This window comes from Lacticaseibacillus daqingensis, assembly GCF_003946115.1.
GTDB classification, from domain to species: domain Bacteria; phylum Bacillota; class Bacilli; order Lactobacillales; family Lactobacillaceae; genus Lacticaseibacillus; species Lacticaseibacillus daqingensis.
Genome location: NZ_RHOH01000002.1, coordinates 160948 through 187525, shown reverse-complemented (window position 1 = coordinate 187525; position 26578 = coordinate 160948). Strand labels below are relative to the sequence as shown.

The 26578-nt window shown below is 58.4% G+C and carries 29 protein-coding genes; 4 read left to right on the top strand and 25 right to left on the bottom strand.

The features are described 5' to 3' along the window. Nucleotides 1-73 precede the first annotated feature (73 nt). Complete coding sequence (locus tag EKM88_RS03070; RefSeq protein ID WP_125702997.1) at nucleotides 74-832, bottom strand: TrmH family RNA methyltransferase; 759 nt, start codon at nucleotides 830-832, stop codon at nucleotides 74-76. A 91-nt stretch (nucleotides 833-923) separates the two neighbouring features. On the opposite strand from EKM88_RS03070, the gene EKM88_RS03065 reads away from it, so the two are divergent. After that, nucleotides 924-1202 (top strand): acylphosphatase, encoded by a 279-nt coding sequence (locus tag EKM88_RS03065; RefSeq protein ID WP_125702995.1) that lies wholly within the window; start codon nucleotides 924-926, stop codon nucleotides 1200-1202. 97 nt (nucleotides 1203-1299) lie between these two features. Further along, the gene (gene yidC, locus EKM88_RS03060) at nucleotides 1300-2265 is read left to right on the top strand and encodes a membrane protein insertase YidC (RefSeq protein ID WP_125702993.1); all 966 of its coding nucleotides are present in this window, start codon (nucleotides 1300-1302) and stop codon (nucleotides 2263-2265) included. A gap of 234 nt (nucleotides 2266-2499) precedes the next feature. On the opposite strand, the gene EKM88_RS03055 is transcribed toward yidC, so the two are convergent. The 11 genes from EKM88_RS03055 to EKM88_RS03005 all read right to left on the bottom strand — a co-directional run bounded on the left by EKM88_RS03055 (nucleotide 2500) and on the right by EKM88_RS03005 (nucleotide 11409). Continuing rightward, entirely contained in the window at nucleotides 2500-3186 is a 687-nt protein-coding gene (locus EKM88_RS03055) for a methionine ABC transporter permease (RefSeq protein ID WP_125702991.1), read from the bottom strand. Next, nucleotides 3186-4241: a methionine ABC transporter ATP-binding protein gene (locus tag EKM88_RS03050; protein ID WP_125702989.1), complete on the bottom strand. Its 1056-nt coding sequence runs from the start codon at nucleotides 4239-4241 to the stop codon at nucleotides 3186-3188. Before EKM88_RS03050 ends, EKM88_RS03055 begins: the two co-directional genes overlap by 1 nt. 21 nt (nucleotides 4242-4262) lie before the next feature. Beyond that, the gene (locus tag EKM88_RS03045; protein ID WP_125702987.1) at nucleotides 4263-5081 is read right to left on the bottom strand and encodes a MetQ/NlpA family ABC transporter substrate-binding protein; all 819 of its coding nucleotides are present in this window, start codon (nucleotides 5079-5081) and stop codon (nucleotides 4263-4265) included. A gap of 22 nt (nucleotides 5082-5103) precedes the next feature. Continuing rightward, nucleotides 5104-5910 carry a MetQ/NlpA family ABC transporter substrate-binding protein gene (locus EKM88_RS03040; protein WP_125702985.1) on the bottom strand — a complete coding sequence of 269 codons (807 nt, stop codon included), beginning with the start codon at nucleotides 5908-5910 and terminating at the stop codon, nucleotides 5104-5106. Between the two features lie 372 nt (nucleotides 5911-6282). Next, nucleotides 6283-7809: a glycoside hydrolase family 3 protein gene (locus tag EKM88_RS03035; protein ID WP_125702983.1), complete on the bottom strand. Its 1527-nt coding sequence runs from the start codon at nucleotides 7807-7809 to the stop codon at nucleotides 6283-6285. A gap of 263 nt (nucleotides 7810-8072) precedes the next feature. Continuing rightward, nucleotides 8073-9215 carry an FtsW/RodA/SpoVE family cell cycle protein gene (locus tag EKM88_RS03030; protein ID WP_225418431.1) on the bottom strand — a complete coding sequence of 381 codons (1143 nt, stop codon included), beginning with the start codon at nucleotides 9213-9215 and terminating at the stop codon, nucleotides 8073-8075. A gap of 170 nt (nucleotides 9216-9385) precedes the next feature. Next, nucleotides 9386-9607, bottom strand: a complete 222-nt coding sequence (locus EKM88_RS03025; RefSeq protein WP_125702979.1) for a DUF2969 family protein — start codon at nucleotides 9605-9607, stop codon at nucleotides 9386-9388. A 10-nt stretch (nucleotides 9608-9617) separates the two neighbouring features. Next, on the bottom strand, nucleotides 9618-9917 hold the full coding sequence (yidD, locus tag EKM88_RS03020) for a membrane protein insertion efficiency factor YidD (protein WP_125702977.1): 300 nt from the start codon (nucleotides 9915-9917) through the stop codon (nucleotides 9618-9620). A 9-nt stretch (nucleotides 9918-9926) separates the two neighbouring features. Further along, nucleotides 9927-10070 carry a DNA-directed RNA polymerase subunit beta gene (locus EKM88_RS03015; RefSeq protein ID WP_125703638.1) on the bottom strand — a complete coding sequence of 48 codons (144 nt, stop codon included), beginning with the start codon at nucleotides 10068-10070 and terminating at the stop codon, nucleotides 9927-9929. Between the two features lie 51 nt (nucleotides 10071-10121). Beyond that, nucleotides 10122-11111 (bottom strand): rod shape-determining protein, encoded by a 990-nt coding sequence (gene mreB / locus EKM88_RS03010; protein ID WP_125702975.1) that lies wholly within the window; start codon nucleotides 11109-11111, stop codon nucleotides 10122-10124. Nucleotides 11112-11175: 64 nt separating this feature from the next. Continuing rightward, the gene (locus EKM88_RS03005) at nucleotides 11176-11409 is read right to left on the bottom strand and encodes a DUF1146 family protein (protein ID WP_125702972.1); all 234 of its coding nucleotides are present in this window, start codon (nucleotides 11407-11409) and stop codon (nucleotides 11176-11178) included. A gap of 179 nt (nucleotides 11410-11588) precedes the next feature. Here EKM88_RS03005 and gntK point away from each other — a divergent pair, with 179 nt between their 5' ends. Both gntK and EKM88_RS02995 read left to right on the top strand, forming a co-directional pair. Next, nucleotides 11589-13133: a gluconokinase gene (gene gntK / locus EKM88_RS03000; RefSeq protein WP_125702970.1), complete on the top strand. Its 1545-nt coding sequence runs from the start codon at nucleotides 11589-11591 to the stop codon at nucleotides 13131-13133. Then, nucleotides 13133-14485 (top strand): gluconate:H+ symporter, encoded by a 1353-nt coding sequence (locus EKM88_RS02995; RefSeq protein WP_125702967.1) that lies wholly within the window; start codon nucleotides 13133-13135, stop codon nucleotides 14483-14485. The genes gntK and EKM88_RS02995 overlap by 1 nt, the downstream gene beginning before the upstream one ends. A 52-nt stretch (nucleotides 14486-14537) precedes the next feature. Here EKM88_RS02995 and EKM88_RS02990 read toward each other — a convergent pair whose 3' ends face one another. The 13 genes from EKM88_RS02990 to prfA all read right to left on the bottom strand — a co-directional run bounded on the left by EKM88_RS02990 (nucleotide 14538) and on the right by prfA (nucleotide 26576). Further along, entirely contained in the window at nucleotides 14538-14948 is a 411-nt protein-coding gene (locus EKM88_RS02990; RefSeq protein ID WP_125703636.1) for a F0F1 ATP synthase subunit epsilon, read from the bottom strand. A 35-nt stretch (nucleotides 14949-14983) separates the two neighbouring features. Further along, entirely contained in the window at nucleotides 14984-16435 is a 1452-nt protein-coding gene (atpD, locus tag EKM88_RS02985; protein WP_125702965.1) for a F0F1 ATP synthase subunit beta, read from the bottom strand. A gap of 50 nt (nucleotides 16436-16485) precedes the next feature. Then, entirely contained in the window at nucleotides 16486-17415 is a 930-nt protein-coding gene (locus tag EKM88_RS02980) for a F0F1 ATP synthase subunit gamma (RefSeq protein WP_125702964.1), read from the bottom strand. 11 nt (nucleotides 17416-17426) lie between these two features. Further along, nucleotides 17427-18941 (bottom strand): F0F1 ATP synthase subunit alpha, encoded by a 1515-nt coding sequence (atpA, locus tag EKM88_RS02975; protein ID WP_125702962.1) that lies wholly within the window; start codon nucleotides 18939-18941, stop codon nucleotides 17427-17429. 18 nt (nucleotides 18942-18959) lie between these two features. Further along, a complete protein-coding gene (atpH, locus tag EKM88_RS02970; protein ID WP_164511982.1) occupies nucleotides 18960-19505 on the bottom strand; it encodes an ATP synthase F1 subunit delta in 546 nt (181 codons plus the stop codon). Next, a complete protein-coding gene (gene atpF / locus EKM88_RS02965; RefSeq protein ID WP_125702958.1) occupies nucleotides 19492-19980 on the bottom strand; it encodes a F0F1 ATP synthase subunit B in 489 nt (162 codons plus the stop codon). Before atpF ends, atpH begins: the two co-directional genes overlap by 14 nt. 146 nt (nucleotides 19981-20126) lie before the next feature. After that, entirely contained in the window at nucleotides 20127-20339 is a 213-nt protein-coding gene (gene atpE / locus EKM88_RS02960) for a F0F1 ATP synthase subunit C (RefSeq protein WP_125702956.1), read from the bottom strand. Between the two features lie 14 nt (nucleotides 20340-20353). After that, the gene (gene atpB / locus EKM88_RS02955; protein WP_125702954.1) at nucleotides 20354-21076 is read right to left on the bottom strand and encodes a F0F1 ATP synthase subunit A; all 723 of its coding nucleotides are present in this window, start codon (nucleotides 21074-21076) and stop codon (nucleotides 20354-20356) included. 575 nt (nucleotides 21077-21651) lie between these two features. Then, nucleotides 21652-22281, bottom strand: a complete 630-nt coding sequence (gene upp / locus EKM88_RS02950; protein ID WP_125702952.1) for a uracil phosphoribosyltransferase — start codon at nucleotides 22279-22281, stop codon at nucleotides 21652-21654. Nucleotides 22282-22366: 85 nt separating this feature from the next. Continuing rightward, complete coding sequence (glyA, locus tag EKM88_RS02945; protein ID WP_125702950.1) at nucleotides 22367-23599, bottom strand: serine hydroxymethyltransferase; 1233 nt, start codon at nucleotides 23597-23599, stop codon at nucleotides 22367-22369. A 41-nt stretch (nucleotides 23600-23640) separates the two neighbouring features. Further along, nucleotides 23641-24657, bottom strand: a complete 1017-nt coding sequence (locus EKM88_RS02940) for an L-threonylcarbamoyladenylate synthase (RefSeq protein ID WP_125702948.1) — start codon at nucleotides 24655-24657, stop codon at nucleotides 23641-23643. A 16-nt stretch (nucleotides 24658-24673) separates the two neighbouring features. Beyond that, a complete protein-coding gene (gene prmC / locus EKM88_RS02935) occupies nucleotides 24674-25504 on the bottom strand; it encodes a peptide chain release factor N(5)-glutamine methyltransferase (protein ID WP_125702945.1) in 831 nt (276 codons plus the stop codon). Beyond that, on the bottom strand, nucleotides 25497-26576 hold the full coding sequence (gene prfA, locus EKM88_RS02930; RefSeq protein ID WP_125702943.1) for a peptide chain release factor 1: 1080 nt from the start codon (nucleotides 26574-26576) through the stop codon (nucleotides 25497-25499). The genes prmC and prfA overlap by 8 nt, the downstream gene beginning before the upstream one ends. Between the last annotated feature and the right edge of the window lie 2 nt (nucleotides 26577-26578).

The following is a 26578-nucleotide window of genomic DNA, read 5'->3' as shown; positions in this document are numbered from 1 at the left end:
AAAATCGTTCAACACACCTATAGTATAACAGGTTCCCCCGTTAAAAGGCGGGGATTAAGCGATTCTTAACCCGCTAGGCGGTCAAGTGGAACAGGACCACTGCGGCCGCGATCGCAACGTTCAGCGATTCTGCCCGGCCCTTGATGGGAATGTATAGGTTGGTGTCGGTTTGCCGTAGCAAGCCCGCGTCCATGCCATTACCTTCATTCCCGACAATCAGTCCAAATTGGGCGCTCGGTGCCACCTCGGTGTAAGGCAAGGCGTTCACGTTGAGCTCTGTCCCATACACCGGCACGCCGGCCGCCTTCAACTGGTCCACCAGCGCCGGCAGTGGCGCGGTCACCAGGTTGACGTGGAACTGACTCCCCTGCATGGCGCGTAGCACTTTCGGGTTGAACGCATCGGCGGTACCGTTACCAAAGACTACCGTGCCGATCCCGGCTGCGTCCGCAGTGCGCACCAGCGTCCCCACGTTGCCGGGGTCCTGAATGCCATCCAGCAGCAGGAACTGACCGCTCAGCGTTTTGCTGAGCGCGCCGGGCACACGCGGCATCACGGCAAAAATGCCTTGAGGGGTCGGCGTCTCGGCCAAGTGATTGGCCACCTCCGGTGAGATTTCGGTGGTAATGTCATAAAACGGCTTGAGCAGCCGCTCGTTCAGGTACTTGTCCGTTGCGTAGAGCCGCTTGGGCGTCACACCCGCCTTGAGCGCCTCTTCCACCAGGTGCCAGCCCTCCAGTAAGTAGGCTTGCCCCTGCTTTTGGTACTTCTTGTTCGTCAGTTTCTTAGCCGCCTTAATGTGCTCGTTCTTCGGTGATGCGATGTATTCCATAGTTGCCTCCTTAAGCGTATGCTTCCTTGTCAGTCTATCATAGGCCGCCGGTGAATATGCTAAAATAGGAGAAGAAAACGGAGGCGAGACGATGACAAAAATCGCAAAAGCAATTCGGGTCGAGGGTCGCGTGCAGGGCGTGGGCTTTCGCTGGATGACGTTGATGGTGGCACAGCAACTCCACATTGTCGGGATGGCCCAAAACGAGGCTGACGGATCGGTCACCATTGAAGCGGTCGGTGAGCCCGAGGCCATGGCCAAATTCACCGCAGCCGTCAAGGCCAGCCCAAGCCCTAGCGGCCACGTCACCCACTACACGGAACGGGTGCTGGACCCCGTCCCGGCCTACAGCCGCTTCTTAGTCCGGTAGGTGAAGTGACACCCAGTGATTTCAGCCTGTGGCGGGTTGAAAGCCGCCGCCCCTTCAAGTAGAATGGTGTGCAGTATGAGATGAAGGGAAAGACAACATGCGTAAATTAAAACAATGGCTCGTCTTAGGGGGGCTGGGGAGCCTGACCGTTTTGCTGGCCGCCTGTGGTAACACGGCCAAACACGCCACTCTCAAAGCCCCCACCGGCTTTTTTGGTACTTTTTATAACCTGATCGGTAAGCCGCTCCAGCACCTGATGGAATGGTTGGCGCAGCTTGTCGGCACCGCCAACGGCTACGGGATCGCCATCATCATTATCACCCTGGCCGTGCGCCTGATCCTGTTACCGCTGATGCTGCGGCAACAAAAGAACATGACCGAGTCGCAAGAGAAGATGAAGATCCTCAAGCCGCAAGTCGACCTGATCCAAAAGCAAATGAAAAAGGTCAGCTCGCAAGAGGAGCAGATGCGTCTCAACGCACTGATGCAAGACGTCTACAAGAAAAATGGTACCAGCATGATCCCCTCGATGGGGTGCATGACGCTTCTGATTCAACTGCCGATCTTCTCCGGCTTGTACCAGGCAGTCGCCTATTCCCCGGAGATTTCCTCCAGCCGCTTCTTTGGGATCGCCTTGGGCCAATCGAGCATGATCATCACGATCATCGCCACGCTCCTCTATTTGGCGCAAAGCTACATCATGCTTCAGATGTACCCACCTGAGCAGCGCAAGCAGATGCAAACCAGCGCCTTCTTGAGCCCGCTGATGACCTTCTTCTTCTGTATGATGTACAACGCTGGCTTGGGCCTTTACTTCCTTGCTGGGGGGATCATCATCCTGATTCAACAGATCATCGTCACCTACATGATCACTCCGGCCATCCGCAAGCGGATGGATGCCGAACTGGCAGAGAACCCACCGGTCATCGTCGTGGATGAGAACACCTTCACCAACAACGCCCCGATCGCGGCCGCTAACGTGACCGAAACCACCATCGACCCTGCCAGCCGCCCAGAGCGCAACGGCAAGGGCCGCAATGCCGGCAAACAGCGCCACCACTAATCAGTTTGCACGCAACGCCACCCGCTAACCGGGTGGCGTTTTTGCGTCCAGCACCGCACGTGACGCCATAACGGTAGGTCTTCGAACCGCGACTTTCGGCCTCGCTTCCTTCTTTCCGTGCTTTGTCGCGCGACGTGGCAATTATTGGTGCAGTCTAAGCCTTATAACCGCGCCCCTTTGCTCTGGTCAAAAAAAACGACCCATTGCGGGGTCGTTTCGCGGTAATTCGGATTGTTAGTGGTGCAGCTTGCGGGCGATGATGTCGCCAACGAACTGGACCAGAAAGACGATGACGAGAATGAAGATCAGGGCGACCCAGATCACGTCGTTTTGGTAACGCTGGTAGCCGATCGCGATGGCGAGGTTCCCCAGGCCACCGCCGCCGACTGCCCCAGCCATGGCTGTCAGCCCAACAACGGAGATGATGGTCAGCACACCGACGCGCACGAGCTCGGACAGGCCTTCACGCAGGTACACGCGGAAGATGATGCCCAGCGGTGACAGCCCCATGGCCTCGGCGGCTTCGATCACGCCAGGGTCCACGGTCAAAAGCGCGTTTTGCACCTGGCGCGCAAAGAACGGCGCGGTGCCCACGATCAGGGGCACAAGGGCCGCCGTTGGCCCGATGCCGGTGCCGACAATGGCCCGGGTGACCGGATTCATCACCGCAAGCAGCACGATGAACGGAATAGCGCGTAGCACGTTCACAACTTTATCTAGGATGAAGTAGAACGGCCGGTTGGCAAGCAGCCCGTCCTCATCGGTGAGGATCAGCAGAATGCCAAGCAGCAGACCCAAGATTCCTGCCGCCAGCGCGGTCCACAGCGTCATGTACAGGGTCTGTTCGATGGCCTGCACGACCCCGTTGTCCCCGCTCCAGATCGGCACCACGTTCGGGAAGATTTTTTCGATGACTGACATTAGGCTTCCTCCTGCTCATTTAAGGCTTGAACGGTGACGTCGTTAGCTTTCAGGTAGGCGAACGTGCGGTCGAGGTCAGCTTGCGTGCCGCTGAGCACCACGATCAGGTTGCCAAACGGGGTCCCCTGCAGAATCTGGATATCCCCAAACAGGATGTTGGCTGTGACGCTGAATTCCTTGTACAGCGTGGCGACCAGTGGCTGGTCGGTGGACGCCCCGACGTAGGTCAGGCGTACCAATTGATCCGGCGCCTTGAGCGCCTGAACCGCCGGCTGCTTGCGCACAGCGGCCAAGGCCGCGTCCAGCTGCAGCGTCGTGTCGATAAAGTCCTTGGTCAGCTGCTGCTCAGGTTTGGCAAAAATGTTCAGTAGCGAGCCGCGCTCGATGATGCGCCCTTCGTCCATCACCGCCACCTTGTTGCAGATCTGCTTGACGGCTTCCATTTCGTGCGTGATCAGCACAATGGTTAGCCCCAGCCGCTCGTTCAGCGACTTGAGCAGGTCCAAGATCGCGCTGGTAGTTTTGGGGTCCAGCGCGCTGGTGGCTTCATCGGAAATTAGGATCTCAGGATCTGATGCCAGTGCGCGCGCGATCCCGACCCGCTGTTTTTGGCCCCCAGACAGCTCAGCCGGGTACGCGCTGGCGCGGTCGGCCAGCCCCACCAGCTCCAGCAGCTCGTCGACCTTGGCCTTGATCTTGGCCGCAGGCGTGTGGCCCTTGAGCGGGAATGCCACGTTTTCCGCAATGGTGCGCGAGTTCATCAGATTGAAGTGCTGGAAAATCATCCCGATGCGCTTACGCTTGGCGCGCAACTGGCGCGCGTCCAGTGCGAGCATGTCTTGGCCCAGCACGGTGACCGTGCCGGCGGTTGGCCGCTGCAGTAGGTTGATCACCCGCACTAGGGTGGACTTGCCAGCGCCAGAGTACCCTACGATCCCGTAGATATCGCCGCGTTCAACGGTCAGATCCACGTGGTCAACCGCGTGGACGCTACGCGTTTTTTCTTTGAATTCAACGTCGATCTGGTCAAGCGTAATAATTGCATCGTTTGCCATGATTTACCTCGTTTCGATTGATTAGTCTTGTGTGTCCCAAGCGGGCACGGTTGAGCCCTTGTAGTACTTCTTCAGCAGTGCCGCCGTCTGGTCGGTTTGGTACGCCTTGACCACCTTTTGGTAAAGCTTGTTGGTCTTGTCCTTAGCAGACTTGGCCACGATGATGTTAATCCACGGGTGGGAGGACTTGGAGATCTTTTCCACCGCGATGGCGTCCTTCGGATCAAGCTTAGCTGCGGCTGCGATGTCGTTGTTCACGATGGCCGCGGCCACGTCCTTCAAGCTGCGCGCGGTCTGAGCAGCATCCAGCTCGGTGAACTTCAGGTTCAACTTGTTCTCGGTGATGTCACGCACGGTTGGCGTCGCCACATCTTTGACCTTGATCAGCCCCTGCTGTTGCAAAAGCGCCAGCGCACGGCCCTCGTTGGTCGCATCGTTTGGCACCGAGACCTCATCCCCTGACTTGAGGTCCTGAAGTGACTTGATGTTATCGGAGTACGCGCGGATCGGGCCGATGTAAGTGTTGCCGATCGCGGCCAGCTTCGTGTTGTGCTTCTTGTTCCAGTTATCCAAGAAGTCGTGATGTTGGAAGGAGTTCAGATCCACATCCCCGTCCACGAGCGCCTGGTTCGGCGTGTTGTAATCGGTGAACTCAACGAGCTTCAGCGTGATGTCCTGCTTCTTGAGGCGCTTTTGGATATCCTGCCAGATTTCCTTATCGTTGCTCATGATGCCGACTTTGACGGTTTGACTATCTGCGGCCTTGTCCCCGCAGGCAGCCAAGCCTACCAATGGTAATACGAGTGCAAGTGATACGGCAACCTTTTTCCATAATTTCATTGTGTGATCCCCCTGATGTGTGTTATTTCCAGGCCGGTTCTGCCGAGCCCTTGTAGTATTTCTTGAGCAACTTAGCGGTTTGGTCGGTTTGGTAAGCCTCGACGATCTTCTGGTACGTCTTGTTGTCCTTGTCCTTAGCGGTCCGGGCGGCGATGAAGTTGACGTACGGTTCGGATGTCTTGTTGATCTTCTCAACGGCGATTGAATCGGCCGGGTTCAGCTTAGCGGCAGCGGCAATGTCGTTGTTGACGATGGCAACGGCCACGTCCTTCAGGCTGCGCGCCGTCTGCGCTGGGTCCAGTTCGCTGAACTTGAGGTTCAGCGTGTTCTCGGTGATGTCCCGCACGGTCGGGGTCTTGGAGTCGTTGAGCTTGATCAGCCCGGCATCAACCAAAACGCCCAGGGCGCGCGGTTCATTCGCAGCATCGTTTGGCAGTGCCACCGTGTCGCCCGTCTTGAGGTCCTTGAGCGACTTCAGGTCGTTCGAGTAGGCGCGAATCGGGGCGATGTAGGTGTCCCCCAGATCCACAATTTTAGTGTTGTGTTTCTTGTTCCAAGTATCCAAGAAGACATGGTGCTGGAAGGAGTTCAGATCCACGTCCCCGTCTTGCAAGGCCTGGTTCGGTGTGTTGTAGTCGGTGAACTCGACCAGTTTGATGTTGATGTCGTCCTTTTTAAGGCGGCTTTGGATATCCTCCCAGATTTCCTTGTCGTTACTCATGATGCCGACCTTGACGGTTTTTTCCGCGTTGCCCTGGCCGCATGCGGTCAGGCCAATGACAGGTAACACTAACGCGGCGGTGAGCAGTAATTTTTTCCACAGTTTCATGTTGGTTTCCCCCTAAATATTATCCCAAACAAAAATCCGCTCCTAACAAAAGTTAGAAGCGGATTAACCGCGGTACCATTCTAATTCAGCGGGAATCCCGGGTTCCCGCCCTCACTAACGGGTCGTATTCAACCCGCGTGCAAGATAATGGATGCCAGCCATTGCAGCCTTACAAGCAAGCTTGTTCGGTGCACCGATCCGTGAGCCATCTTCACGCCTGTTCACTACCCCGCTCTCAGCATCTCGGGTTTTCTGGACAGTCCCACAGGCATTACTCTCTCACATCGTTCGTTTGGTTACTGAATTGTCTATGATAATACCGAGTTCCAAAGGCCGTGTCAACCCTTGAAGTGAGAAAAACATGAGAAATGTTCACATTTTTCGATGAAGCCACCAAACCCCGCCCAGAATCGTGACGGTCAATGCGCCCAGGCCCGCCCACCAGTACCGCCGGACGCCGGCGCGCCGCACCGAGACGGATCTGGATTGGGTGGGTGTGGAACGATGGCCCACGGCCTTCGCCGGTAGCGTCACCGTGTCCGTCAGCGCCCCAGCCGGCACCGCGGCAAGGGGTGAGGCCACGGTGACCGTCGCGTCCTGGGCTTGCGTTGCCCGTGACACCACCAGCTTGAAGGCCCCGGTGGCATCAAGCGCCCCGGTGGCCAGCGTTTGCGCGCCGCGCTGAACCGTGACAGGCTGCCCCGCTTGGCCCCCGCCGCTCACGTGACCCGCAAGCGTGACCCGCTGCTCGCCCAACGGCGTCACAGAGACGGTCAAGGCAACCGGCGGCACCACGGCAGGCGTCAACAGCCCTAACTGCTGCTTTAGTGTCAGCACCCGATTCACCGCCGTGGTGACGGTTTGCCGCGGCAGTGTGCCGTCAGCAACGGCCTGCTTCAACAACGGGAGCGCCACGGCATAGTCGTCTGCCATGATGGCGTCATTCCCCGCAAGAAGTGCGGTCAGATCCGGCGTTGCCTGCCCGTGGGCCTGCGCATACTGCGTGATAGCCCCCATGTCCAAGCCATCCGTCACGATCACGCCTGAATAGCCGAGCTGGTCACGCAGCAACGTCGTCACCACTGCGTGCGAAAAAGAAGCGGGATGGTCCGCATCCAGTGCCGCCATGACGATGTGGGTCACCATCACGGCGTCCACCCCTGCCGCGATCCCGGCCTTGAACGGGACCAGATCCTCTGCCTCAAGCGCCGCCAGTGGCTTCTGCAGGGTGGCAAATCCGGTATGCGTGTCCCCCGCCGCACCGTAACCCGGAAAATGTTTCAGCGTTGCCGCCACACCAGTTGCCTGAATGGCCGGCACGACTTGGCGAATATACTCCGCTGTTGTCGCGTAGGACGCACTATAGCCGCGCGCCGCGATGAAACTGGTTGGATCGGTCGTCACATCCGCAACCGGGGCAAAGTTCCAGTTCACGCCCAGCGTCCGCAGCGCTTGGGCCTGCGCCTGTGCCGTTGCGATCGCGGCGGTCAGCCCACCCGCCTGTGCCGGCTCTGGATAGTTCTGATTCGCGTAGGTCAGGCTACTGTTCAGGCGGGAGACGGTGCCCCCTTCCTGATCCGTCGCAATCAGCAACGGGACTTTGGCCTGCGCCTGCCAGCCGGCCACCTTGGCCGCAGTTTGCGCCGCCGTCTCACCAGACAGGTCTGGGGCAAACAGAATCAGCCCGCCCACATGGTACTGACGGACGGCTGCCTCAACCGCGGCCGGGGTCGCTGGCGTCCGGCTGATGAACAGTTGACCCAGCTGCTCATCCAGCGACATCTGCGCGACCGTGTAGGCGATATCCGCCGCAGAAACCGGGGTTGCCGCCGCCACGGGGCGAGCGGGAACGAGCCAGAGGGCGAGGAGCAGTCCCGCCATTGCTAAAATAAGTTTCAATTTTCTGCCTCTTTTTGCTTTTCTCCATCATACCCAAACCACCGCGCCGAAACAATGGCCCCTCATCGCGTATGCGGATGTCCTCACAATCAGCCTGGCACTCACGACGAGGCCAGGGCCCAAGCGTCAGGCTAGTCGTGAACAGGTGATGCGAACCCGTGTGTGACAACCTGCACGGCGTAGAATCCTCCGCTCATCGCTGCGCCACTTCGCGCTGGACACAAAAGGCGGCCAGGTCGGCCGCCTTTTTACGCCTGATTCACTTATGCCTCAAAGCCTTCGCCTTCGCGCGAAAACATGTAGCTCTGGTGGTGATAGCGCATGGAAAGCACCATCCCCACCGACAGCATATTGGCCAGCAAGAACGAGCCCCCTTGCGACACGAACGGCAACGGGATCCCTGTCAGCGGCAAGAGGCCGATGTTCATCCCGATGTTTTCGAACACGTGGAAGAGGATCATCATGATGACCCCAGTCGCGATGTACGCGTAGAACTCGTTTTTCGTGTCAAACGTCACGCGGATCATCTGATAAATCAGCAGGAAGTACAGCAGGATCAAAACCGCGCAGCCGATGAACCCGAAGGCCTCCCCGATCGCCGAAAACGCCATGTCCGACTCGCGCACCGGCACGGTCACCTTCAGGTTATTGAACCCGCGGCCGGTCATCATCCCTGAGCCGATGGCCTTCATCGACTGCCACAATTGATACGACGAGTTCGAGGTCGAGGCGCTGGGGTCCAGCCAAGCATCGATGCGCTTGAACTGGTACTCCTGAAACCCGACGTTCGCCAGGATCTTGCGGCCCCAGTCCTGCGTCACCAGCAGAATGGTGCCGGTGCCAATGCCCCCGGCAACCAACCCGATGGGCAGAATGATTTTCCAAGTGATACCGGACACCAGCACGACCCCCGCAAAAATCGCGGCAAATACCAGCGAGGTCCCGAAGTCTTTTTGCAAAATCATCAGCACCAGCACGGGAATGGTCCACAGGATCATCTCACCGATCAGCCGCCAGTCATTGCCCCAGGTGTGCTTAAAGCGCACGTTGTGGTTCGTGACCACGCGGGCCAGCATCAGGATGTAGGCCGGCTTCATCACCTCGGACGGCTGGAAGGTCACCGGGCCAAACTTGAACCAACTGCGGGCGCCCGTGCTGGCGGCAACGTTGCGGTCGTACAGGAACAAGACCGCAATCAGCAGGAAGATGCCGAGGCCAAACAGCAGCGGCGCCACGCGCCACAGCTGCTCCGCGTCAAACTGCATGACGAAAAAGATGCCCACCCCGCCGATGGCATACCACAGCAGCTGCATTAACATGGCGCGCATCGGGGTCGCCGAGGCATCTGCGGTGACGGCCATGTAGATGGCAGCCATCCCAAACAGCGCCAGTAGCATCACCGACATGATGATCCCGTAGTCGATGCGATCGCCTTTTTTCTCATTCGTGACAGCACGTGCCAATCGCAAACACTCCTTTTGCCTCACCACGAGGCTAACTGCCCCGCGCGAGCTCTTGTCCATTACACCAAAAACCGCGCCGAAGGACAACCCGGCGCGGCAAACACAGCGAATTCTTAACTGTGGTGAAGGTGGTACTCCGAAATCAGGAAACTGACCGCATCGTCCATGGTCTTGAAGCGGTTCGCGTTGCTGGAGCCGGCCAGGTAGGCCAAGAAGCGCTTCTCTTCGGTTTCAACGAAGCCGATTTCGTTTTTGTTCACCGTCAAAACGGAAACGGTGTGTCCGTTGCGGGTCACTTCTTCCTGTTGCACGGTGATTTTTTGTTCTTTTCCCATAATAACTCCTTTAATCGTGAGACCCGTGGCGGTGATAATCGCCAACCGCGGCATCGGCCATGTTCTTCTCGGGGTGTGGGTTGCGCCGCACCGTGAAGAAGTCGGGTACCGGATCAAGCCCACCGCGCACAAACGGATTGCACCGCAAGATGCGCGCTATTCCCATCACGGTCCCCTTGATGGCCCCATGCTTCGTCAACGCCTGGATCATGTAGGTCGAGCAGGTCGGGTAGTAGCGACAACTCGGCGGCAAAAGCGGCGAGATGAAGCGCTGATAGACCCAGACGACCCCCACTAAAATACGCCGCATTCACTCACCTCAACTCAGGAAATCGAAAATGTGGGTCCAAGTGCTTGGCGCAAACACACGCCAGGGGTTGCCCCCACCGATTGCATAGCCGATCATGCTACCGCCGATCAGCGCCACCAGAATCAGCAGCAACCCGACCAAGAGGTGCTTCATCACCCGTTTTGCATACGCTGTGCTCACAAAAGTCCCCCGTTCTTATCACGCTTAGTACTGCTTGTGGTGGGCGATGTTGTCCAGCAAGACCCCGGTCCCGAGCGCAACCGCGTCCAGTGGGTCGTCCGCCAAAAGCACCGGCACCTTGAGTTCGGCGGCAAAGAGGTGGTTGACACCCTTCAAGAGTGCCCCCCCACCGGTCAGCATCACGCCGCGATCAATGATATCCGCGGACAGCTCCGGTGGCGTTTTTTCCAACACGTCCTTGGCCGCGCTGACGATCTGCATCATGGTTTCGTGCAGGGCCTCTTCAACCTCGGTGGCCGTTACCTCAACCTCGCGCGGCAGGCCGGTGGCGATGTCGCGCCCACGCACTTCCATACTGGAGGCAGGGTCTGCCTCATACACCGCACCGATCTGGATCTTCAGCTGCTCCGCCGTGTGTTCACCGATCAGCAGCTTGTGCTTGTTCTTGACGTACGCTGCAATGGCCGCGTCCATCTTGTCACCCGCCAGACGCAGGCTACGACTGGTGACGATCTCACCCATCGACAGCACGGCGACATCGGAGGTCCCACCACCGATATCGATCACCATGTTGCCCTGAGGCTGGAAGATATCCAACCCCGCCCCAACGGCTGCGACTTTGGGTTCGAATTCGAGGTAGACACGCTTGCCGCCAGACTTTTCTGCCGCCTGGATAATCGCCTTTTGCTCGATCGAGGTGATGTTCGTGGGCGCGCAAATCAGGATGTTCGGCTTGGACATGAAGCCCTTGACGTTCAGCTTGTTGATGAAGTACTCAAGCATCGCCTCTGTGATGTCAAAGTCGGCAATGACGCCGTCTTTGAGGGGGCGAATGGACTTGATGTTACCGGGCGTGCGGCCAACCATCTTGTACGCCTCTGTGCCGACCGCCAGCACTTTGCCAGTGTGCGTATCGATTGCAACGACGGACGGCTCGTTCAGCACGATGCCTTTGCCCTTCACGTTGATCAGGACGTTGGCCGTCCCTAAATCGATCCCAATGTCTTTTGCCATGGTTGATTTTCTCTCCTCAAAATGATTACTAACGATACATTATACCATACAACGTCACGCGTGCTTACAGCAAATAGCGCAGGTTCCCCGAGGCCGTCAAAAACGACAGGAAGAACTCGCTGACCAGATACCCCAAGGCAATCGCCAAAAACAGCATGAGCATGCGACTCTGTGCGACGTGGTTCGGCCGCAAGAGTTGTTCAAAGCGGAGCGCCTTAAGCAGGTGAAAGCTGACGCCGATAAACAGCACATGCGACAGCAGCGTCAGCAGCGCCGTCAAACCGAGATTGGTGTACATAGGGTCGTCTCCTTTGCTTAGTCCCTCCAAGGATAGCGAATTCACCGCGCGATTGCACGCGCAACTGCCGAACTTGGCAAAATATTCAGAGTTTCGAGTCGAATCGTTGGGCAAAGTCTATGACAGCGGTTACACTCGGGCTATCTCAGTTCTTCGCCGTAACAGAATGGAGGTCAACCATGTCCTACATGATCGGAATCGATTTAGGCACCACCAGCACGAAAACCGTCTTGTTTGACGCTGCCGGCCAAAATGTGGCCAGCGCAACTGTTTTGTACCCTTTGTATCAAGACGTGCCCGATGCCGCCGAGGAAGACCCGGAGGAGATTTTTCAGGCCGTCATCAGTGGCCTGACCACCGTCATGCGCAAGGGCCACATTCGGCCCGATGAGCTGGCCGGGGTCGGGTTATCCGCCGCAATGCACAGCGTCATCTTGCTTGATGCGGCCGACCAGCCCCTGACGCGCGTCATCACCTGGGCAGACAACCGCGCGGCCGCCTTTGCCGACCAGCTCAAAGCCCGACCAGATGCGCTTGAGCTGGTCCAGCGCACCGGCGTTCCGATCCACCCGATGTCACCATTGGTCAAGCTGATGTGGCTATCAGCGACCGATCCCGCCTTGGTGGCGCGAGCCAAACACATCGTGGGCATCAAGGACTACATCCTCTTTCGCCTGTTCGGTCAGTACGTGCAGGACTACTCACTGGCCAACGCAACCGGCCTGTTCAACCTGCACACGATGACGTGGGATCCACAGGCCCTGCAGCTCGCCGGTGTGCAGGCGGCCCAACTGCCGCAGCTCGTTGACACCGATTACCAGCTGCGCGGGCTGAACCCCGCTTACGCCACGGTGACTGGGGTGCCGATCGACACCCCGTTCATCATCGGCGCAAGTGACGGGACACTGTCCAATCTCGGGGTGAACGCGCTGGCGCCGGGGGTCTTAGCCGTCACGATCGGCACGTCCGGCGCGGTGCGGGTCGTGGTCGACCACCCCGTGGTGGATCCCAATGGCAAGTTGTTTACGTACTATTTAGCGCCGCACCGTTGGGTGGTTGGCGGCCCCGTCAACAACGGTGGCATCGTCTTTCGGTGGGTGCGTGACCAGCTTTTTGCGCCAGAAAAGCTGACGGCCGATCAGCTGCACTTGGACCCGTACAGCCTGCTCACTGAGATCGCAGCCACCGTCCCTGCCGGCGCTAACGGCCTGCTGTTTCACCCCTACCTGGGCGGTGAGCGCGCCCCACTGTGGAATGCGGCCGCCCGTGGGAGCTTCTTTGGCCTCACCCGCCAACACACCCGGGCACACATGCTGCGGGCGGCGCTTGAGGGGATCGTCTTCAACCTGTACGCGGTGATGCTCATGATCGAGGGCTTGACGGGCCGGCCCACAGCGATCCAGGCCACGGGCGGCTTTGCGCGCAGCGACCTGTGGCGGCAGATGCTCGCGGATATTTTTGAACAGGACGTGACCATCCCCGCCAGCTTCGAAAGCTCCGCACTGGGGGCCGCGGTGGTCGGCATGAAGGCGCTGGGCCTCGTCGATTCGCTGGACGCCGTCGGGGCGATGGTCGGCACCACCCACGTGCATCACCCGGACACCAGCACCTTCCCCACCTACCGCACGCTGCTGCCGATTTGGATTCGGTTAGGGCGCGAGATGGCAGGCGAGTACCAAGCCCTGGCAGAATTTCAACGCACACAACCGATGGAGGGAGACTAATGGCCTTACTGGTTTTATTCGCAGGGATTATTTTCCTGCTTCTGTTGATCATTCGCTTCAAGTTGAACACGTACGTCTCACTGATCATCACGGCAGTCGCGGTGGCGCTGGGCCTTGGCATGCCGGCGGCTCAGATCGCGACCAGCATTCAAAACGGGATCGGCGGCCAGCTCGGTGAGCTGGCGCTGGTCTTCGGCTTCGGCGCCATGCTCGGGCGGCTGGTCGCCGATGCCGGCGGGGCGTATCGCATCGCCCACACCCTGATCGACAAATTCGGCCGCAAACGGCTCCAGTGGGCCGTTGTGGTGGCGGCCTTCATTATCGGCATCGCCTTGTTCTTTGAGGTCGGGATCGTGCTGTTAGTGCCGATCATTTTTGCCATCGCGATCGAGGCAGGGGTCCCGATCCTCTACCTGGGGATCCCGATGGCCGCCGCACTGTCCGTGACCCACGGCTTCCTGCCCCCTCACCCCGCCCCCACGGCGATTGCCCAGGCGCTGCACGCCTCGGCCGGTGAGGTGCTGTTATACGGCATCATCGTCGCTATTCCAACCGTCCTGATCGCCGGACCGCTGTTCACCAAGATCGCGCAGCGCACCAGTCCCGCAGCCTTCACCCGCACTGGCAACCTGACCGCTCTGGGCACCCCGAAGCAGTTCAACCTGAAAGACACCCCCAGCTTTGGGCTGTCGGTGCTGACCTCACTGTTTCCGGTGATTCTGATGGCCATCACGACGCTGTACACCATGCTCGCGCACGGCGGCACCCTCCCCAAGAACCCCAGCGGGCTTGACAACGTTATCGCCTTTCTCGGGGCGCCGAGCATCGCCATGCTGATCTCGCTGCTGTTTGCACTGTGGAGCATGGGGATCCATCGTCACCTGCCGACCCCGCAGATCATGGCAACGATTGAGGAAGCCATTAAATCGATCGCCATGCTGCTTTTGGTCATCGGGGGTGGCGGCGCCTTCAAGCAAGTTCTGATCGACGGAGGCGTTGGCGATGCGGTCAAAACCGTGTTCCTGAACGTCAACGTCTCGCCACTCATCCTCGGCTGGCTGATCGCGGTCGTGCTGCGGGTCGCGCTGGGTTCTGCCACGGTGGCCGCGCTGACAGCGGCCGGGCTGGTCACCCCGTTGATGACGCAAAGTGGCGTCAACCCTGCCCTAATGGTTCTTGCCATCGGCGCCGGCTCACTGGCCTTTTCCCATGTCAACGACGCGGGCTTTTGGATGTTCAAAGAGTACTTCGACCTGAGTGTCAAGGAGACGCTTGCGACCTGGACGGTGCTTGAAACCATCATCGCCGTGGTGGGCCTGCTGGCCGTTTTGGCGCTGTCGCTGGTCGTGTAAGCCACGCAAAGAAAGAAGCTGCCAGCCTAAGCTGACAGCTTCTTTCTTTGCGTTACTTCCCCGTCTTGACGTGGATCCGGTTGATCGCCCGTTGCAGCGCGACCTGCGCCCGCTGGAGATCATCGGTATCAAGGTGCGCTTTGGCTTCTTCGATGCGCCGCTCGGCCCGCTGCCGCGCCGCTTGGGCCCGGTTCAGGTCGATATCACGGGCACGTTCCGCAGAATCCGCCACGATCGAGGTGATGTTGTTGGCGACTTCCATGAAGCCGCCGTTGACGGCGATCACGTCCTCGTGACCGGGGTTATCGATGCGGCGCACACGCACCTCACCGATGACCAGCGGTGCCACAACAGGCTCGTGGTTGGCCATGATGCCCATGTCCCCAGTGGTGGTCTTGACCACCACGAGGTTCGCGTGGTGATCATAGACTAAGCCGTTGGGGGTCACAATGTTGACGGTCATCACTTTCGGTTGTTCAGCCAAGAAGCATCCCCTCCTTAGTTTGCCGCCGCTTGCACGTCGTCTTCATCGGCAGATTGGGCTGGGTCATAACCCAGCGTCTTTGCCTTTTCAACCACGTCTTCGATGCGGCCGACCAGCCGGAAGGCTTCTTCAGGGTAGCCGTCCATTTTCCCATCAAGGATCATCTTGAAGCCCTTAACGGATTCTTCAACCGGCACATAAGTCCCTGGCAAGCCAGTGAATCGTTCGGCCACGTTGAAGGACTGGGACAGGAAGAACTGGATGCGCCGCGCACGGGCAACCGTGATCTTCTCGTCATCAGACAGTTCGTCCATCCCTAAGATGGAGATAATGTCTTGCAGTTCCTTGTAGCGTTGGAGCACTTGCTGGACGCGCGTGGCGACCTTGTAGTGTTCCTCGCCCACGATATCCGGAGTCAACGCACTGGAGGATGACTCCAATGGGTCAACGGCCGGGTAGATCCCTTGCTCAGTCAGGCGCCGTTCCAGGTTCGTGGTGGCATCCAAGTGGGCAAACGTTGTGGCAGGCGCCGGGTCCGTGTAGTCATCGGCAGGCACATAGATGGCCTGGATCGACGTGACAGAGCCCTTCTTGGTCGAGGTGATCCGCTCCTGCAGCTGACCCATTTCGGTCGCCAGCGTTGGCTGATACCCAACGGCGGACGGAATGCGGCCCAGCAAGGCGGACACTTCGGACCCCGCTTGCGTGAAGCGGAAGATGTTATCGATAAACAGCAGCACGTCTTGGCCCTGCACATCACGGAAGTATTCCGCGATCGTCAACCCGGTCAGGGCAACGCGCATCCGGGCACCAGGCGGCTCGTTCATCTGCCCAAAGACCATGGCCGTGTTCTCCAAAACGCCGCTTTCCTTCATTTCGAAGTAAAGGTCGTTCCCTTCCCGAGTGCGTTCGCCGACCCCGGTGAAGACGGAGATCCCGCCGTGCTCTTCAGCGATGTTGTGAATCAGCTCTTGGATCAAAACGGTTTTGCCGACCCCGGCACCCCCGAACAACCCAACTTTCCCCCCACGCAGGTAAGGTTCAAGCAGGTCGATGACCTTGATCCCGGTTTCCAGGATCTCAGAGCTTGTGTTCAGGTCTTCAAAGGCTGGGGCATCTTTGTGGATGCCATCGCGTTCGTGGTCAGGCCCAAATTCTGGACCGCCGTCGATCGTCTCGCCCAACACGTTGAAAACTCGCCCTAAAGTATCTTTGCCGACCGGCACGGAGATGGCGCCGCCGGTATCGGTGACGGCCATGCCGCGCACCAACCCATCGGTCCCATCCATCGCGATAGTCCGCATCACGCCGTCACCCAGTTCGAGTGCGACTTCCAACACCAGCTGCTTGCCGTCATCTTTGGCGACAGTCAGGGCGTTGTTGATCTGAGGTAAGTTTTCGTTGATTGGAAATTCGACGTCGACAACAGGGCCGATCACTTGCACGATTTTACCTAAATTACTCAATGAAATCGTCCTCCCTGTTGATTCGCCGTTGCCATCACTGGCAGCGGTCGTTATTCGAGTGCCGTCGCGCCGCCCACGATTTCCGTGATTTCGGTCGTGATCTGGGCCTGCCGGGCCCGGTTATAGGTCACAGACAGGCGCGAGATCAGATCGTTAGCGTTATCAGTTGCACTCTTCATTGCCGTGGTCGAAGCGGCGTGCTCCGCCGTCTTAGCGTCCATGATGGCCCCGAAGATCAAGCTTTCCGCGTACTGCGGCAAGATGGCTTCAAGCACGGCATCCGGATCAGGCTCCGTCAGGTATTCGATATTGGTGTCCGCCACCTCAGAGACATCAAGGTCTGTGATCGGCAGCATTTTCTCCGCCCGAAAGGCGGAAGTCAGTGAGTTCACGTGGTGGTTGTAGCACACGTAAAGCTCATCAAATACACCGTTATCAAACATCGTGACCGCGGTCCGCACGATCTCCCGCACTTCATCGAAGGTCGGAATATCGGAAACCCCGCGGTACTCGTAAGCCAGGTTCATCCCGCGACTCTTGAAAAAGTCCGCGCCGGTGCCGCCGACCGCCATGATCACAAAGTCTTCCTTGTGCTTATGGTCGTCGTCAAACATCTGCATCATGGCCTTCAAGATGGTGGAGTTGTAGGCCCCCACCAACCCGCGGTCACTGGTAATGACCAAATAACCCGTCTTCTTGACCGGGCGCTCCTGCAACAGGTTGGCCACCTGGAGCCGTTCGGCGGACACGTCCGTCCCGGCCAGGGCCTCGGTTTGCTGGCGCTCGATTTCAAGTAACTGGGCAGCCGCCAAGTGCGTGACGATTTCGCGCACCTTGGTTGCGTACACTTGGTACGCTCCGGCGCGCTTTTCGATCTGGCTCAACTTGGCCCCAGAAACCATCTGCATGGCCTGAGTGATCTGCCCCGTCTTCTTGGTCGACGCGATCTGGCGCTTGATGTCCATTAATGATTCAGCCATGCGGCACCTCCTTATTTGTCGGTGCTGCTAGAGAACCCGTCGACAAAACCCTTTACGAGTTCATCAAGCTTATCAGTCTCTGGCAATTTGCCGGTGTCCTTGATCTGGTTCAACAGGTCAGCCCCGTTGGAGTCCGCATACGCGAACAGCTCGTCTTGGAACCGGGCGATATCGTCGATGCCGACTGCGTCCAAGAACCCGTGGGTCAGGGCGTACAGGATCAGGACCTGCTTATCGACCGGCAACGGCTTGTGAACGGGTTGCTTCAGCACTTCAACAGTGCGGCGGCCACGGTTCAGCTTCGCTTGCGTTGCCGCATCCAAGTCAGAACCGAACTGTGTGAAGGCTTCCAGTTCACGGAAGGAGGCGAGGTCAAGCCGCAAGGTCCCGGCGACTTTCTTCATCGCCTTGATCTGCGCATCGCCCCCGACTCGGGAAACGGAAAGCCCGGCATCGATCGCAGGGCGCGTCCCAGAGTAGAACAGGTCGCTTTGCAGGAAAATCTGACCATCCGTAATGGAAATCACGTTGGTTGGGATGTACGCGGAGATATCCCCCGCTTGGGTTTCGATGACCGGTAGCGCCGTCATCGAGCCGCCCCCCAGTTTGTCGGAGAGCTTTGCGGCCCGTTCGAGCAACCGGGAGTGCGTGTAGAACACGTCCCCAGGGTAGGCTTCACGGCCTGGCGCCCGCCGCAGCAACAGAGACAATTCACGGTACGCGGTGGCTTGCTTGGTCAGGTCATCATAGATGATCAAGACGTGCTTGCCGTTGTACATGAATTCCTCACCCATTGCCGCGCCGGCATAAGGCGCGATGTAAAGCATTGGCGCAGGCTCAGACGGGCCCGCCGTCAAGACGATGGTGTAGTCCATGGCCCCGTACTTGCGCAGCGTTTCGACCTGAGTGCGGACCGTGGAGTCCTTCTGGCCGATGGCAACGTAGATACAGATCATGTTCTGGTCTTTTTGGTTGATGATGGTGTCGATCGCGATCGACGTTTTCCCGGTTTTCCGGTCGCCGATGATCAGCTCACGCTGCCCACGCCCGATCGGCACCAAGGCATCGATCGCCTTGAGCCCGGTTTGCAGCGGTTCCGTAACGGACTGGCGCTGCATGACGCCTGGTGCCTTCACTTCGATCGGCCGAGTCTTTGTGGTGTTGATCGGCCCTTGACCATCAACGGGTTGCCCCAGTGCGTTCACAACGCGGCCGATCAGCGCCTCACCGACCGGCACGTCCATGATCCGACCGGTTCGCTTCACCTGGTCGCCTTCGCGAATGTCGTCAAAATCCCCGAGGATGATGATTCCGACATCATCACTTTCAAGGTTTTGGGCCATCCCGTATGAGCCGTTGGCGAATTCCAGTAATTCACTGGCCATCGCGTTTTGAAGGCCGGTTGCCCGGGCGATCCCGTCCCCAACATAGGTCACGGTCCCAACTTCAGCCACGTTCAGGTCGTCTTGATAATTTTCAAGTTGTTTTTTGATCAGAGAACTGATTTCCTCAGTCTTGATGCTCATCCGGTTCACCTCTTTTGCTTAGTTGGTGAGCAACTGCTTTTGCAGTTTGACAAGGCGCGTGGCCACCGTGCCGTCGATGATCCGATCATCAGACACGACTTTTACGCCACCGATAATGCTCGGGTCGACCACTTGGGTCAACCGCACCGCACTTCCGTCAAACCGTTGCGCAATCGCTTGTTGCATTGCCTGCGCCTGCTGGTCATCCAGCGGGACGGCGGTGGTCACCGTGGCGTTCACAATTCCCGCGGTTTCTTCGTACCGCTTCGTGAATGCCTCGATGATCGCCACCAGGCCCCCAATGCGACCGTTGACGAACACAACATCGATCAGCTGTTGCACCAAGGGGCTCGCATCGCGCTTCAATAGCGCAAGCAGCGTTTCCTTGGCCGACTGGTCGAGGTCCTTGCCCGCCAGTGCCGGCAGCAGGTCAGGCGTTGCGTCGATCACAGTATTGAGCTGGGTCAAATCCGCCTGCGTCAAGTCAAGCCCATTTTGGGCTTGGGCCACTTCGAAGAGGGCCTTGGCATAGCGCGGCGCTACCATCTGATTAGTGACTGCCATTGGCATCACCTAAGTCCTTGATGTAGCTGTCGATCAGCTCTTTTTGGGTGTCGGCGTCTAATTCCTTGCCAATGATCTTCTTGGCGATCGCCAAAGACAGATCCGCAACATCGTTCTTCGCATCGTTCAAGGCATCTTGCCGCTCTTGGGCAATATCCTTAGCGGCGTTGGCCTTCAACGTTTCCGCTTCAGACTTGGCCGCTGACACGAGTTCCTGACGCTGCTTTTCGCCGTTTTCCTTCGCCGTGGTGACGATTTTAACGGCGTCAGCCTTAGAATTCTTCAGTTCCGCCTGCCGCTTTTCGGCCAATTCTTTGGCCTCTTGGCGGGCATTGTCGGCGTAGTCCAGATCGCCTTCGATCTTTTCTTGCCGCTGGGCCATGATCTTCGTGACCGGGCCCCAGGCGAAAATCGCAACAAGCACCATTAAGACAGCGAAGGTGACGATGGTAAAGAGCATATCGCCTGCAGTCATAATTGTTTGACTCCCTTCTAAACGCGCTCCGTGACGCTGATGGCAAGTGCTAGCACATCCTGACGCACGCCCCACCACAAACCGGTGGGACGCGTGTCAGGCGCGTCCAGCCCCAGCCATCACCCGCGTCACGTCGCGCTCTTGTCTTACTTGCTCAGCAACATAAATGCGATAACGATCGCCATGATCGGCACCGCTTCGATCATCCCGACACCGATGAACATGGTGGAGCGGAGTGAGCCGGAAGCTTCTGGCTGGCGTGCCATACCTTCCAGAGTCTTAGAGATAACTTGGCCGTTACCATAGGAAGCGGCGAGCGCGGCAAATGCGGCGGCGATAGCAGCTGCGATGTATTGCATGATTTTTCCTCCTATTATTCAGAAACTACCTTTTCGGACGTGTAAACCGTCGCTAAGGTGACAAAAATATACGCTTGGATCGTACCAATGAACACTGAGAACCCTTGCCAGATCATTTCGACCAAAAAGGCCCCAACGAACGACACAGCCCCAACGGCGCCATGCCCCGAGAACGCCAGCTGCTTAATCAGCAGCAACAGCACTTCCCCCGCGAAGATGTTCCCATAAAGACGCATCGACAGCGTGACGAAGTTCGTAAAGTTCTCAAGGATATTGATTGGGAGCAGAATCGGCACTGGCGAAACGTATCCCTTCAAGTACCCCTTCATGCCGTTAAAGACGACCCCGAAGAAGTGCGAAAGGACCATGACCATCATCCCCAAGCTCATGGTGATGATCGGATCTGCAGTCGCGGATCGGAACCAAGTCTTCCCCCCAACATCGACTTGGAAGATCAAGCCGATCTGGTTGTTCACAAAAATGAACAGGAACAGCGTAAAGGCAAACAAACCAAAACGACTGCCCTCCGCTCCTGGCATCGACTGCTTTACGATCCCATTAATGAAGTCGATCAGGTACTCCAGCACGTTTTGCTTACCGTTTGGCCGAATAGACGGCTTACGCGATAACCAGAACACGAACAGGAAGACGAGAACGGCACTCACAAGGATCGCCAGGTCGTTAGCCGGATTGAAGTGCAGTCCGAACAGTTCGAAGTCGGGATAACTTTCGTTCACAGAATTCACCTCCTTAACCGAAGCAATAGCCCCACGTTTATGTACGGACGAATTGACGGCGTGCAGTGGATGTTATTGTTTCAAAAATGTGGATTTCCGGATATCCATCCGTCAAACACACCAATCACTTTAACACCATTCCATGTAAAAGACAAAGCAAACCAAAAAATTTTCATGAATGCTTTCATGCCTTTTTCATCGATTATTTCACGGGTTCTCCCGCCTGGTGTCGTGCTTGGCGCATTGACCTGATTATGCCACACTCGCCGGTGCACAAGCAAGCCGTCCCGCGAACTCACAGCACGCTGGCCAGATTGGCGCAAGTGCCTATTGACACAGCCATTGGCCAATGGGCCCCAACATACAATAGTAGAAACACGACCAAGCGCTCACTGAACCAGCGCTTGCCCACAGTCTACCAGACGGCCTTGAGGCCTGTCGCCTGCCCACGCTCGGATCCATGGGTAGCCGTCAATTGGACTACCCACGGCTCCGGCGTGTTGAACGGCGCGCCCCTTGAAGCCAAAACAGCGCCGGCCCCCGCTTTACTGTGGGGTCGGCGCCGTTTGATAGGCTTACTTGGTGCCGAACAGGCGGTCACCCGCATCGCCCAGCCCAGGGAAGATGTAGCCGGTGTCAGTCAGGTGGTCATCGAGGGATGCCGCGTAGATGTCCACGTCCGGATGCGCTGCCTGAATGGCCTTAACGCCTTCTGGTGCCGCAACAAGCACAACGAGGCGCATGGACTTGGCCCCACGCTTTTTCAGCGCTTCGATCGCCATGTTTGCACTCCCACCGGTGGCGAGCATCGGGTCCACGATAATCAGGTCCCGCTGATCGATATCGGTCGGCATCTTCACGAAGTACTCATGCGGCAGTAGCGTCTGCTCATCGCGGTACATGCCAATATGACCCACCTTGGCCGCTGGAATGAGGCGCAACACGCCGTCCACCATGCCCAACCCGGCGCGCAAGATCGGCACTACGGCCAGCTTCTTACCTGCCAGCCGCTTTTGTGTCGTCTTCCCCATCGGGGTTTCGATCTCAACGTCTTCAAGTGGCAGATCGCGCGTGATCTCGTAAACCATCAACTCCGCAATCTCGTTGGCGATTTCGCGAAACTCCTTGGTCCCGGCGTTCTTGTCGCGGATCAGTGTCAGCTTGTGTTGGATCAATGGGTGGTTCAAAACCGTAAATTTGCCCATGTGCAAATGGCCCTCCTTTATTTATGGCAAACGCCAAGCCCGATTTCGGACTTGGCGCTTTTGGCATTGCTGCCCAAAACCTTATCTATGATAAAGGATGACGCCCGGTCAGCGCAAGTACCGATTGGCGAATCTGATCCAAAACTTCGCGGTTATCGCGATTTTGGATCGCTTGCGAGATCAGGTGCGCTACTTCTTTGCAATCTTCCGGGGTGAAGCCGCGGGTGGTGATGGTTGCCGTGCCGACCCGAACACCGGAAGTCTTGAACGGCCCGTTTTGTTCCCCAGGAATCTGGTTCTTGTTCGTGGTGATCATCACGGTGTCCAGTAGGTCCTGGACCTCGCGCCCGGTCACCCCGTAGCCGGTGACATCCAGCAGCACCATGTGGTTATCGGAGCCGCCAGAGATCATCTTGAGGTGCGCGTCTTCGGCAAAGCCTTCGCACATTGCCTGCATGTTGGTCACGATCTGCTGCGCGTAGTCCTTGAATTCTGGCCGCAGTGCTTCACCGAATGCCACCGCTTTGGCCGCGATCACGTGGTCCAGCGGGCCGCCCTGGATCCCCGGGAACAACGCAGAGTTGATCGCCTTACCGTACTGCGCCCGCGCAAGAATCATTCCCCCACGTGGCCCGCGCAGCGTCTTGTGCGTTGTTGTCGTCACGACATCGGCGTAAGGGATCGGGCTCATGTGCACCCCACCGGCCACAAGGCCCGCGATGTGCGCCATGTCGACCATCAAGAACGCGCCGACACGATCCGCGATTTCACGGAAGCGCGCAAAGTCAATCTCGCGCGAGTAGGCAGACGCCCCGGCCACGATCAGCTTTGGGTGCACGGCTTCCGCCTGCGCGGCGATCTGGTCATAATCCAACCGGCCCGTCTCAGGGTCCAAAGCGTAGTGGTAGAAGTGGTAGGTCTGGCCGGAAAAGTTCACGGCGGCCCCGTGGGTCAGGTGCCCCCCATCCGTCAGGTCCATCGCCAGCACCTTATCGCCATCCTCAAGGAAGGCGCGGTACACGGCCATGTTGGCCTGCGAACCGGAATGCGGCTGAACGTTCGCAAATTCGGCCCCGAAGAGTTCCTTCGCCCGGTCGATGGCGGCCTGCTCGATCACGTCGATGTACTCATTACCGCCGTAGTAGCGATGCTTGGGGTAACCTTCGGAATACTTGTTGGTCAACACGCTGCCCTGGGCGGCGCGGACGGCTGGGCTCACGATGTTTTCGGATGCGATCAGCTCAACGTTGTGCTGCTGGCGCATCTCCTCGTGTTGAATGGCAGTGAAGATTTCTGGGTCGTAACTCGTGTAATCCATGCTATCCCTCCTAATCGATTGTCCTCAGTATATCAGAACGTTCAATCCTCGTCAGGTTGAAAATGTTCGTTCCCAGCGGATTTTAATAAGCGGTTCATGTAAGCGACACCAAGCCCTTCCGGGGCAAACGCCTCGGCGAGAATCAGCGTGACTGTCGGATGAAGGTCGAACCAGCGCAGGCCGGCAAACAGGCTGCGGGTCGCCGAGGCCAGGTTCGCACCTAGGCTGTAGGTCGGGACCGCCGCAGGTAGCGTTGTCAGCACTGCGTCGGTCGCCATCACCCCGAATGGCTGGTGGTGCGCCGTCGCCCACGCAATGGCAGCCGGCCAATCTGCCGGATGATCGACAACGACCACCTGGGCAGTTGGCGCGTAGTGCTTATACTTCATCCCCGGCGCCTTCGGGGTTTCCTTGGCCCCCACCTTGTGGCGGTCAGTTGCTACCTCACCGATGTATGGCGCCAGCATCTGCGGCGTCACCTCCCCCGGCCGCAGGATCGCTGGCGGTTGCACCGTCATGTCGATGACGGTGGATTCCACCCCCACCGTGGTCGGCCCATCATCCAAGATGCCGGCAATCGCCCCATCAAAGTCGTGCAGCACGTGTTCCGGCCGCGTCGCGCTCGGTTTGCCTGAAAGGTTCGCCGAAGGGCCAACGATCGGCCGGTCCGCCAGGCGGATCATCTCACGGGTCAGGGCGTTGGCCGGCATCCGAAACGCTGCCGTTTGCAGGCCTCCGGTCACCACCATTGAAAGCGCCCCTGGCAGAATGTCTAAGATGATGGTCAACGGGCCCGGCCAAAAGGCATCCATCAGCTGCTGGGCCGCCGGCGTGATAGTCGCATAGCGTGCGACCATCGCCGGGTCCGCCACCGTCACGATCAGCGGATTATCCGCCGGCCGGTGCTTGGCCGCATACACTTTTAGCGCCGCCTTAGGGTCGGTGGCATCTGCCCCGAGGCCGTACACGGTCTCCGTGGGAAACGCGACGACCTCCCCGGCCTGAATCAACTTAGCGGCCGCGGCCACTGTGTTGTGATCAAAAACTTTGGTTTCCATGAGTTGTCTCCTTAGATTACACAAACTGCAGGCGCACCATTCGCGGGTGGCCAGCCATATCTTGGCGGAACGTCGCCGTGGCCTGTGGCACCACCGCCGCAAACAACGCGGCCAGCGCCGGCTGCTGGTGATACCCAAATTCTAAGTAAATGGCCCCACCGGGGGTCAGGTGCGCCGGAGCGGCGGCGATGAAGCGCTTGAACACCGCCAGCCCCTCGTCCTCAGCAAATAGCGCAAGCGCCGGCTCAAAGGCCAGTGTACTCGCATCCATCACCGCCGTTTCCGCGCGACTGATATACGGCAGATTCGCCACAATGAAATCGTAGCGCCCCGGCAAGGCGGCAAAAAGGTCACTATGCACAAACTGCACGGTGGCCTGCTGGACCTTGGCGTTGGCTTCAGCCACAGCCAAGGCGGCCGGCGATACATCGCTCAGCGTCATCGCGGTGCCAAGCTTGCGGCTGAGCGTCAGGCCGATGGCGCCGCTCCCGGTGCCGACATCCAAACCAGTCATGGCGTCAGTCTGGTCTTCGGCCACCCACGCAACCAGTTCCTCGGTGTCAAAGCGCGGGATCAACACCGCCGGCGACACCTGAAACAACACGCCGAAAAACGGCGCCACCCCCACGATGTACTGCGGTGGCTCATTGGCCAAAAGCCGCGCCACGTCTGCCTCGAACTGGGCGACCAGCGCGGTGGGCATGGCGTCACAAGCGTGCAGCCGCAAGCCGCTGGGCGTGAAGTGTCCCCGCATCTCCAACACGTAGCGCGCGCCGTCCGGGTCGATCCCGGCCGCAGTGAGCAAAGAAGACGCTCCACGGAGCGCCTCAGCATAGGTCTTACTCATTGACTTGTTCCAGCTTGGCGGTTTGGTCCTGAACGATCAGGGCATCGATAATGTCCTCCAGCTCACCGTTCATGATACGGTCGAGCTTGTTGAGCGTCAGCCCAATGCGGTGGTCGGTCACCCGGTTTTGCGGATAGTTATAAGTGCGGATCCGTTCAGAGCGATCCCCGGAGCCAATGGCTGTTTTGCGCTTTTCCGCGTACTCGGAGGCGTTTTGACTTTCGTAGTAGTCGTAGACCCGGCTGCGCAGGATCTGCATCGCCTTTTCCCGGTTCTGCTGCTGGGAGCGCTGGTCCTGCATGGTGACCACGATACCGGTCGGCAGGTGCGTCATGCGGACGGCACTGGAGGTCTTGTTGATGTGCTGACCCCCAGCCCCACTGGAACGGTACACATCCGTGCGAATGTCCTTGGGGTCGATCTCAAGCTCGACCTCATCGTATTCCGGCATGATCCCGACCGTTGCGGTACTGGTGTGCACCCGGCCGGCGGATTCGGTGGCCGGCACGCGTTGAACGCGGTGGGCGCCGTTTTCGTACTTCAGCTTGGAGTACACGGACTCGCCGGTGATCAGGACGGACACTTCCTTGTAGCCGCCAACTTCCGTGGGGTTCTCATCGATGATCTCCGTGTTCCACCCCTGCTTTTCGGCGTACTTCATGTACATGGTCAGCAGGTCGGCCGCAAACAAGCTGGCTTCGTCCCCGCCGGCGGCCCCGCGAATTTCCATGATAATGTTCTTGTCATCATTGGGGTCTTTGGGCAGCATCAGGATCTTGATCTGCTCTTCCAGTTCGCTTTGCTCCGGACGCAGGCTGGCGAGGTCTTCCTTGGCCAGCTCCTCCATATCCGGATCATGGCTTTCACGCAGCATCTCGTCAGCTTCAGCGATATCTGCTTTCACCTGCTTATAGCGCTTGTAGGCCGCGACCACCTCGCGCACGCTGCCTTCTTCTTTGGACAGCGCGAGGTACCGCTTGGTGTCTTGCAACACCTCGGGGTCAGACATCAGCTCCTGCAGTTCGTCGTAACGGTCCAACAGGCCGTCTAATTGTTCAAAAATCTTATCCATTG